Source organism: Corynebacterium sp., assembly GCF_030532965.1.
In the GTDB taxonomy this organism is placed as follows: Bacteria; Actinomycetota; Actinomycetes; order Mycobacteriales; family Mycobacteriaceae; genus Corynebacterium.
The window spans coordinates 1-6,524 of record NZ_JAUNKC010000056.1; the positions used below are offsets into that span (position 1 = coordinate 1).

Below are 6,524 nucleotides of genomic sequence, written 5' to 3' on the forward strand. Positions count from 1 at the left end.
GCACTTGTTGTCCTACGCCTCAACCACAAGAAGCTCTGGTGAGAAAACCTCAATATAAACACGCGCACGGCAACGTGCTCCTTTAAGTGAAACCCGCTACGAGTTTCACAACCTAAGAACATTTGTTACCACTAGTTTGTATTGTCCTCGTTGCCCATTTCTTTATACCGCCGGAAGCTAAGACCATCGATCCCCACTCTGTGTGGTCGAGCGTCCAGCAACAATCAGAAACACGCAGCGAAGACGAAAGGAGAACCCTCATGGACGTAATCCGGTATGGTTTCGGCGAAATCGAAGCCGCCGCAGGAGACATCCAATCCACCTCCGGGCGCATCAACGCCCTGCTCGACGCGATCAAATCCCAGATCCAACCTATGGTTTCTTCCTGGGAAGGCGACTCCGCTATCGCATACCAGGAGGCTCAGAATAAGTGGGACCGCGCGGCCGCTGAACTAAATACGGTTCTGGCGACGATCTCGCAAACCGTCCGCTCTGGCAATGACCGCATGAGCGACGTCAACCGCATGGCAGCAGCCTCCTGGGGCTAATCAGCCTTTAACCACCATATAGACAACCTATCCATCATCGACGCGGTGAGGAAAGGACAACGACAAATCACCGCACACCACGCCACCCTGACACCGTGCTTTTATTACACAAAGAACGGTGTGTGACACTAGGTTGATTGAAACATGGTTCCGCAGGGCACCGCGCCAAGGTTACATGCCCCTAACTTGCTCGAAATAGGCTTTCATTGTGGCAGATGAACCCATTTCGGGGTGATGTAACCGTACGCGCCTGTGACACAACCACAGCAATCGGCCTGGTGGTTTTGGTGCGTCTAGCACCCTTACGGTAGAGTTGTTGCTCTATGTGTGCAAAGCGCAAAATTACTTGCGCAGTCTGTTCCTTAATCGGGTCTCCACCGGCCGCCGAATAAGGGGTTTTGTATGCATCATGGCTGGCAGTTCTTAGACAGACTTATATAAAAGGAGTCATAAGTGTCTACTTATCACCCAAAGGCAGGTGACATTACCCGCAAGTGGTACGTCATCGACGCCACTGACGTGGTTTTAGGTCGTCTCGCTGTAACCGCAGCTGACCTGCTCCGCGGCAAAGGCAAGCCACAGTTCGCACCAAACGTTGACTGCGGCGACCATGTAATCATCATCAACGCCGACAAGGTTCACGTTTCCGCCAACAAGCGCGACCGTGAATTCCGGTACCGCCACTCGGGTTACCCAGGTGGTTTGAAGACCATGACCCTGGGTCGTTCCCTGGAACTGCACCCAACTCGGGTTATCGAAGAATCCATCCGTGGCATGATGCCCCACAACCGCCTAAGCCGCGCTTCCGTCAAGAAGCTTCACGTTTTCGCTGGTTCGGAGCACCCATATGGTGGACAGAAGCCAGAAACCTACGAGATCAAGCAGGTGGCACAGTGACCGATCAGAACGTAACCGAAACCTTCGCGGCAGATGCAGCTGACATCGCTGCCGCAACCGCCGCTACCGAAGAATTCACCAACACCATCGGCGACGCCATGGCTGTTGAAGCTGATGCACCAGTAGCTGCACCAGTACTACACGAAGGTCCTATCCAGACCGTTGGTCGCCGTAAGCGCGCCATCGTTCGGGTTCGCCTCGTTGAAGGCTCCGGCCAATTCGTGTGCAACGGTCGCACCCTCGAAGAGTACTTCCCGAACAAGCTGCACCAGCAGCTGATCAAGGCCCCACTGGCATTGGTTGATCGGGACGGTCAATTCGACATCCACGCTAACCTCACCGGTGGTGGCCCAACCGGCCAGGCTGGCGCATTCCGGTTGGCTATCGCACGTGCACTTAACGTTTACAACCCAGAAGATCGCCCAGCTTTGAAGAAGGCTGGCTTCCTTACTCGGGATGCTCGTGCCGTGGAACGCAAGAAGGCGGGTCTGCACAAGGCACGTCGTGCACCACAGTACTCCAAGCGTTAATACGTGGTTTTTACGCGAGTCTCTTCCGCTATCAATGGCGGAGGGGGCTCGTTTTTATTTGTCCATATGCTAGTTCGGGAATAATGAGTGTTCTCTTGTGGCCGTGTTGATTGGTTAGATGGTTGTTATAATTTCCTGTCATAGAGTCCTTGCCGTTGACCCTCTACTTAACAAGAGTGCTGCCGATGACAAGGACCATTTCTTCAATGAAAAATAAGCATTACCACAAACAATGAGAGGCAGGCCCCGTAGTACGTGGCTTATTGCTACAAACAGCCCGACCTCACAGCACAAGGGCGGCTGTTTTGTTTTTGCTTATGGCTCCGGCAAAACCGAACTAGTAGTGCTGGAATGGGGGTAACCGCGCATTGATCTCTCGCTTTATCAGTCGCATTTAAGCTTCTGGAATTACTATCGGCATTAACTGCGGGATACAAGAGAATATGAGAGGGTGATGGTGGTGCGCAGAGTCGGCAGGATTCTCCTGAAACTGGGGGCAGCCCTGATCGTGATTATCGTGGCCTTGGTCGGTTTTTCTTACTATAACGCCAAGAAATATGATGTCCCAGGTCCCGATCCACGCGATCCAACCGTGGCGATGGCGGAGGGGAACGTTGATCGGGTGGAGGGGGAATACCTTAACGGGTTTTATTACCACGCGAAAGGCACCCCACATCCCGGTACCGTCGTGGTTTTCGGTGGTTCCGAAGGAAGTGCGGCACACCGTGATGCAGTACAAATTCGGGAACGGGGATACAATGTGCTGTCGTTGTATTTCTTCGGCCAACCCAACCAGCAACAACTTTTAGATGAAGTCCCGTTAGATTTCTTCAACGAGGTGCTTGATTGGATTCGCGCTAACGACGATATTGATGCCCCGCTTACAGTTATCGGGAGCTCTAAAGGGGCGGAATTAACCGCGAATTTGGCTGCACGTTACCCTGAAATCGACAACATCGTGCTGTATACGCCCGGCGAATACACCTATCAAAGTCTAAGTTTTGATAAGGGTGAGCCAACCAGTAGTTTCACCTATGAAGGTCGACCGGTTGACTTCCTGGCGTTTAAAGGATCGTTCATCGATTTTCTCCCCACGATGACTCGGTTCTTGCTCAACCTGCCAGTTTCTTTCCGCGGGGACTATGAGAAAGCAATCGCGGAGGCCGACAATGCGGATGCCGCTCGGATCGATCTGAGTAAGTTTGAGGGACATGGTTTGTTATTCGCCGGTGAGCAAGACAGAATGTGGCCAGGTGAGCAGGCAGCCCGGAATCTCGCTGACCAAAATCCGCAGTTGGAAGCCGTTGTTTTTGAGGATGCGGGGCATGTTTTCCTTGAAGACATGGATGAGCTGGGTCCGGTGTGGCCAACAATGCTAGGCGGCACGTTAGAAGGAAATAAAAAGGCCAAGATTGAGTCGGACAAGCTGTTGTACGAGCGGTTAGAACAGTGGCATTCCATGCCTGCTAATTAGTAGTCCCGGGCTCAGGTGATGCTTGTCGACGCACCCTGCCTCCGGTCACTGCGAGCGCGATCAGGATTCCGAGCCCACCCGCAACCAAAGCGTAGCTAAGCATGTATGACATACTTGCTACTTGGTCGTGGGATAAGAATGTTGTGAAAAGCTTCATGAAAGGATGCAACGCAACCGGTATGTCCCGGTCGTCAAAGTCGGGGAGGACCCAGAATCCCATAAGCATGGTGAAATGATAGGCGCCGATCAGCCTTAATATTCGGCGTCGTGTTCGCGGGTCTAATTCTTGGGTAGGTAGCGGAGGAAGAAAGAACAGTACAAATCCGGCCAAGAAAATGAATAAGAAAATTTCGGGTCCGCGGAAAAAGAATAGTATTGCGGAAATCCATCCGCCTAAGCCGGAGGCAGTGCGTACAAGAAGTGCGAGAAAATATAGCCCTATGGTGCAACAACACCATAGGGCATAGGCGCGTCCACGAAATGTCTTCATGAGGGCCAGTATAAAGATCCTCGTTTTCGACGAGGGCTGCAGGTGGCGTCGAAAAGCGAAAACATTGCGGATTATGTAGGTTTTTTAGGCCAAGACTCCCGCATAATGGGGTATCAAGGACGTATCCTAAAAGAAGTATCTTTTAGAAAGGGAACAATTTCATCATGACACGACTGTTTGGAACCGACGGGGTGCGTGGCCTCGCGAACGAAGCACTCACCGCCCCGCTGGCATTGCGGCTTGGAGCCGCAGCTGCGGAAGTTCTTACGTCAGGACATCGCACATCCAAACGCCGCCCGATTGCAGTGATCGGGCGCGATCCCCGCGTCTCCGGCGAAATGCTCGCCGCAGCGCTTGCTGCCGGAATGGCCAGCCGAGGCGTCGACGTGCTCCGAGTTGGGGTGCTGCCTACCCCGGCTGTTGCGTACCTAACTGAATACTACGGCGCTGATATGGGGGTAATGATCTCCGCCTCCCACAATCCGATGCCTGATAACGGCATTAAGTTTTTCTCAAAGGGCGGGCATAAACTCCCAGACGCAATCGAAGATCAGATTGAGAAAACCATGGAGTCGTTGCCTGAGACTGGGCCGACCGGACACGGGGTTGGGCGCGTCATCGAGGAAGCCGTCGATGCGCAGCAGCATTACCTTGAGCATCTCGCGGAATCCATGCCGCGCAATTTAAATGGGATAAAAGTGGTGGTCGATTGCGCAAATGGTGCGGCATCGACGGTGACGCCATTGGCCTATGCTGCCGCAGGGGCGGAAGTGATCCCTATTTTCAACCAGCCAACCGCATACAATATCAATGATAACTGCGGTTCCACCCACATCGAGCAGGTAAAAGCGGCCGTGTTGCAGCATGGCGCGGATCTCGGCCTGGCGCACGATGGCGACGCGGACCGCTGCCTCGCGGTGGATGCGGAAGGAACTGTTGTTGACGGCGATCAGATCATGGCCATCCTGGCGCTGGCGATGAAGGAAAATGGCGAGCTGCGTAAATCCACCCTTGTTGCGACGGTAATGAGTAATCTTGGTTTGCGGTTGGCCATGGATGACGCTGGAATTACATTGCGCACGACAAAAGTCGGTGACCGATATGTGCTGGAAGACCTGAACGCGGGTGGTTACAGCCTGGGCGGCGAACAGTCCGGGCATATCGTTATGCCAGACTATGGCACCACGGGCGATGGCACGTTGACGGGCCTGGCGTTGATGTCGCGCATGGCGGAGACTGGATTGTCGCTGAAATCTTTGGCGGAAGCGATGACTGTGTTGCCGCAGGTTCTCATCAATGTCCCGGTCTCAGACAAATCTAAGATTGAGTCCCACCCCGATGTGCAAGAAGCCATTGCCAAAGCAGAAGCTGAGTTGGGCTCAACCGGACGGGTCCTACTACGTGCTTCCGGTACTGAGGAATTGTTCCGCGTGATGGTCGAAGCGTCCAGTGAGGAGACCGCCCGACAGATCGCTGGGAAACTCGCCGCAGTGGTGTCCCACGTGTAGGTTTCCTACGAAATCCCGCCGCCATTCCCGGTTGTGCACAACTGGGAACGGTGGTTTTTGTCATTTGTGGGGCGGTGTTCCGCGCGGTTTGCTTTACGACGGGGGTGGTTACTGTTTTAGATAAAAGTGCTACTTTCCTGGTGTATTTGCAGGTATCGGGCTTGTATTGATGGGGGTGAGTGGAAAATATTTTCTAGCTTTTTCTAGAAAATGCCGATGTTTACTTTTAGTATGTGGAATTGATTTACATCGATGTAATTTATTTTTCGATCTTTTCATCTTTGGTGGTGCGACTTGAGTTCTGATTTTTGGCAAGTGCCAATTGGCGATCTGCGGACAATACAAAACAACTTGAATGACATGAGTTCCACGCTAGATGGCGTTGAAGGTGATGCCGAAGGCTCTGACGGTGTTGATGATGTGCATGGATACAAGATCACCCAGGCAGTCGAAGAATTCTTCTCTGAGTGGAAAGCCTCGCGGCGCACCTTGATTAAAAATATTGAAGGGATGGGTACCGTTTCTGGCGAGATTGCTAAGGCGGTAGAGAGCTTCGACACCGAAACCGCATCCGCTTTGAATCAATTTGGTTCCGAATTGCGGAAGGTTTCTGGGGGTGCATAAATGAGTTCGATGTTTTCCTTCGGAACCAGCGATGCGGAAGGATCAGCTTCCGACATTCTCTCCGTGCAGGCCGCAATGATTGACACCATGGACGCCATCGGCCAATCAGTGGATAAGCTCCGCCCGGATTGGGTCTCTTCCGAATCGGACCAATACCAAGAAATCATTAGCAAATGGCAAGAAGGTGCCGCCGGTATTCGCGACATTCTGAAAGACGTCAGCGAAACGCTCACCGCCATTAAAGACGGTAATACCGAGCTGCGAAAGGGAATCGACGAATTGCTGCAGCAAATCACATAAAAGGCCCGCACGCTGTAGCTACATTGAAACGTCAAGATCTCGGTAACGGGTGTGCGGGCGTTGCAGAAAACCGAGCAAAACCATTGAAAATAATCTTTTAAGGAGTGTTGTTGTGTCTCAGTCGTCTAATGTGTCTGTTGAGCATTCTGCGGT

At 52.7% G+C, this 6,524-nt stretch carries 8 protein-coding genes; 7 read left to right on the forward strand and 1 reads right to left on the reverse strand.

Annotated elements, in window-relative coordinates:
• Positions 1-260: 260 nt before the first annotated feature.
• The 4 genes from Q4D85_RS14395 to Q4D85_RS14410 all read left to right on the forward strand — a co-directional run bounded on the left by Q4D85_RS14395 (position 261) and on the right by Q4D85_RS14410 (position 3,449).
• Positions 261-548, forward strand: a complete 288-nt coding sequence (locus tag Q4D85_RS14395) for a WXG100 family type VII secretion target (protein WP_303201483.1) — start codon at positions 261-263, stop codon at positions 546-548.
• Between the two features lie 453 nt (positions 549-1,001).
• Positions 1,002-1,445 carry a 50S ribosomal protein L13 gene (rplM, locus tag Q4D85_RS14400; RefSeq protein ID WP_047261214.1) on the forward strand — a complete coding sequence of 148 codons (444 nt, stop codon included), beginning with the start codon at positions 1,002-1,004 and terminating at the stop codon, positions 1,443-1,445.
• Positions 1,442-1,975: a 30S ribosomal protein S9 gene (rpsI, locus tag Q4D85_RS14405; protein ID WP_303201486.1), complete on the forward strand. Its 534-nt coding sequence runs from the start codon at positions 1,442-1,444 to the stop codon at positions 1,973-1,975. Before rplM ends, rpsI begins: the two co-directional genes overlap by 4 nt.
• A 454-nt stretch (positions 1,976-2,429) precedes the next feature.
• Positions 2,430-3,449 carry a S9 family peptidase gene (locus tag Q4D85_RS14410; RefSeq protein WP_303201487.1) on the forward strand — a complete coding sequence of 340 codons (1,020 nt, stop codon included), beginning with the start codon at positions 2,430-2,432 and terminating at the stop codon, positions 3,447-3,449.
• On the opposite strand, the gene Q4D85_RS14415 is transcribed toward Q4D85_RS14410, so the two are convergent.
• Complete coding sequence (locus Q4D85_RS14415; protein WP_303201489.1) at positions 3,442-3,939, reverse strand: hypothetical protein; 498 nt, start codon at positions 3,937-3,939, stop codon at positions 3,442-3,444. The genes Q4D85_RS14410 and Q4D85_RS14415 overlap by 8 nt on opposite strands.
• A gap of 164 nt (positions 3,940-4,103) precedes the next feature.
• Here Q4D85_RS14415 and glmM point away from each other — a divergent pair, with 164 nt between their 5' ends.
• From glmM to Q4D85_RS14430, 3 genes are all read left to right on the forward strand, one after another.
• Positions 4,104-5,447, forward strand: a complete 1,344-nt coding sequence (gene glmM / locus Q4D85_RS14420) for a phosphoglucosamine mutase (RefSeq protein WP_303201490.1) — start codon at positions 4,104-4,106, stop codon at positions 5,445-5,447.
• A 360-nt stretch (positions 5,448-5,807) separates the two neighbouring features.
• On the forward strand, positions 5,808-6,071 hold the full coding sequence (locus Q4D85_RS14425) for a hypothetical protein (RefSeq protein ID WP_303201492.1): 264 nt from the start codon (positions 5,808-5,810) through the stop codon (positions 6,069-6,071).
• Positions 6,072-6,371, forward strand: a complete 300-nt coding sequence (locus Q4D85_RS14430; protein ID WP_303201493.1) for a WXG100 family type VII secretion target — start codon at positions 6,072-6,074, stop codon at positions 6,369-6,371.
• The last annotated feature ends 153 nt before the right edge of the window (positions 6,372-6,524 follow it).